General features: G+C 68.1%; 1 protein-coding gene. It reads left to right on the top strand.

Annotated elements, in window-relative coordinates:
* Window positions 1-123: 123 nt before the first annotated feature.
* Entirely contained in the window at window positions 124-1,527 is a 1,404-nt protein-coding gene (locus AC3ENO_RS14875) for an IS1380 family transposase (RefSeq protein ID WP_434971347.1), read from the top strand.
* Window positions 1,528-1,669: the final 142 nt, after the last annotated feature.

Here is a 1,669-nt window from a genome sequence, read left to right as displayed (position 1 = left end):
AGCCTCGATCCACCGATGAAGCTGGGTGACGAGCGGGCGTCGTGACACGGAAATGCCCCTCGGATCAGGGAAAATAGAGCTTGTCTAAGGTTCTAGTTTCCAGAAACGAGAGGCATCTCGTAGATGCAATTCAAGCACGCCCCCGCTGCGGTGTCAGCGGTCTTCGATGACCCGAATCTGGTGTCGGCGGCAGGTCTGGTCCCGATGCTGCGACTCGCGCAGCGGGCCGGACTGGCGGAGTTGGCCCAAGACCGGTTGAGCGTCCCGACCGACAAGGGCTCCAACGCCGGAGCGAAGGTCTCTGCGCTGGTCGCGGGGATGCTCGCCGGGGCGGACTCGATCGACGACATGAACCTGCTCCGCCACGGTGGGATGGGGCGGCTGTTCGACCGGACGTATGCGCCGTCGACGCTGGGATCGTTCCTGCGGGAGTTCCGGTTCGGGCATGTCCGTCAACTCGACGCCGTCGCGTCCCGCGTCCTCACGACCGTCGCCGGGCAGGCGTCGCTGCTGCAGGCGCGGGCCGGAGAGCGGGTGATGGTGGATCTGGACGACACCATCATCGAGGTCCACGGATACCAGAAGCAGGGCGCCGGGTTCGGATACTCCGGCGTCCGGGGCTTGAACGCGCTGCTCGCCACAGCGTCGACCACCTCGTCAGCGCCGGTGATCCTGAGCCAGCGGCTGCGGCAGGGGAAGACCGGGTCCCCGAAAGGCGCCGCCCGGATCGTCGGTGACGCCCTCGCCACCCTGCGCCGCACCCACACGGGCGGGGAGCGGCCGCTGCTGCGGGCGGATTCCGCGTTCTACGGTCACGCCACCGTCGGCACTGCGATCAAAGCCGGCGCCGACGTCTCGGTCACGGTCCGGATGGACCCTGCCGTGAAAGCCGCCATCGCGACGATCGAAGCCGACGCGTGGACGAAGATCGAGTACACCGACGCGATCCGCGACGAGGCCACCGGGCAATGGATCTCCAGGGCCGAGGTCGCCGAGATCGGCTTCACCGCGTTCCGATCCAGGAAGAAGGCCGAGCGCGTCGAAGGGCGGCTGGTCGTTCGCCGGATCCCCGACCTGAACCCGAAGAACCTGGAGCAGCCGACACTGTTCGACACCTACCGGCACCACGCGTTCTTCACCACCACGCCTGCCGACATGATGGACACCGTCGAGGCCGATAAGACCCACCGCGGTCACGCGATCATCGAGCAAGTGCACGCCGACCTGAAGAACGGGCCGCTTGCGCACCTGCCCTCCGGCGTGTTCACCGCGAACAGCGCCTGGCTCGTCCTCGCCGTGATCGCGTTCAACCTCACCCGCGCCGCGGGCGTGGTCGCCGATCGGGCAGGACGGTTGGCAAAAGCGACCACCGCGACGATCCGCCGCACCCTCATCCACGTACCGGCGCGACTGGCTCGCTCCGCACGCCGCATCACCCTGCACCTCCCGGCGGCATGGCCCTGGGAGACAGCGTTCGCGCGACTGTTCACCGAGACGCACGCGCCACCACCGATCGCGACCAGCTGACCATCGCCGCGCCACGGCACGCCAAGAGAACTCAGTGGACGACCGGGATGCGACGCCCGGAACTCACGCCTGCTCCGACACCGACAACGCACCCGGATCGGGACCTCGCCGCTCATCCCCGGCTCGTCGGTGGATCGAGGCT

The sequence above is a fragment of the Microbacterium sp. bgisy207 genome (assembly GCF_057706855.1).
This window is presented reverse-complemented; position numbering and strand designations above follow the sequence as displayed.

What these genes read in the sequence shown, in the direction of transcription:
- AC3ENO_RS14875 (WP_434971347.1), top strand. Translation starts at nt 124, where the DNA reads ATGCAATTCAAGCACGCCCCCGCTGCGGTGTCAGCGGTCTTCGATGAC.